Source organism: Curtobacterium sp. PhB130 (assembly GCF_003755165.1).
Taxonomy (GTDB): Bacteria; Actinomycetota; Actinomycetes; order Actinomycetales; family Microbacteriaceae; genus Curtobacterium.
The window spans coordinates 1-1,054 of record NZ_RKII01000005.1 but is presented as its reverse complement, the minus strand read 5'-3'; the positions used below and the strand labels follow the sequence as shown (position 1 = coordinate 1,054).

Annotated in this window: 1 rRNA gene; it reads left to right on the top strand. The window is 55.9% G+C overall.

Annotation, left to right across the window (positions count from 1 at the left end):
• A 23S ribosomal RNA gene (locus EDF24_RS00055) occupies nucleotides 1-1,054 on the top strand; the annotation flags it as partial.

Sequence of the window (1,054 nt, the reverse complement as noted above, 5' to 3'; positions counted from 1 at the left end):
GTTGGTGTGACGGCGTGCCTTTTGAAGAATGAGCCTGCGAGTTAGTGATATGTGGCGAGGTTAACCCGTGTGGGGCAGCCGTAGCGAAAGCGAGTCTGAATAGGGCGATTCAGTCGCATGTCCTAGACCCGAAGCGAAGTGATCTATCCATGGCCAGGTTGAAGCGACGGTAAGACGTCGTGGAGGACCGAACCCACTTCAGTTGAAAATGGAGGGGATGAGCTGTGGATAGGGGTGAAAGGCCAATCAAACTTCGTGATAGCTGGTTCTCTCCGAAATGCATTTAGGTGCAGCGTTGCGTGTTTCTCGCCGGAGGTAGAGCTACTGGATGGCCGATGGGCCTCAACAGGTTACTGACGTCAGCCAAACTCCGAATGCCGGTGAGTGAGAGCGCAGCAGTGAGACGGTGGGGGATAAGCTTCATCGTCGAGAGGGAAACAACCCAGACTACCAACTAAGGCCCCTAAGCGTGTGCTAAGTGGGAAAGGATGTGGAGTTGCATAGACAACCAGGAGGTTGGCTTAGAAGCAGCCACCCTTGAAAGAGTGCGTAATAGCTCACTGGTCAAGTGATTCCGCGCCGACAATGTAACGGGGCTCAAGCACACCGCCGAAGTTGTAGATTTCGCACTATAGACAAGCCTTCGTGGTTCAGTCGTGCGGAGTGGTAGGAGAGCGTCGTGTGGCGAGTGAAGCGGCGGAGTGATCCAGCCGTGGACGCTACACGAGTGAGAATGCAGGCATGAGTAGCGAAAGACGGGTGAGAAACCCGTCCTCCGAAAGACCAAGGGTTCCAGGGCCAGGTTAATCCGCCCTGGGTAAGTCGGGACCTAAGGCGAGGCCGACAGGCGTAGTCGATGGACAACGGGTTGATATTCCCGTACCGGCGAACAACCGCCCAAGCTAATCCAGTGGTGCTAAGAGTCCTAACCCGGATCAACCGGATCCCTTCGGGGTGATGGTGGCCGGTCTAACGCTCGACCCCATGCTGGTGCGGTTAGCGTATGAACAGGTGTGACGCAGGAAGGTAGCTGAGCCAGGCGATGGTATCCGTA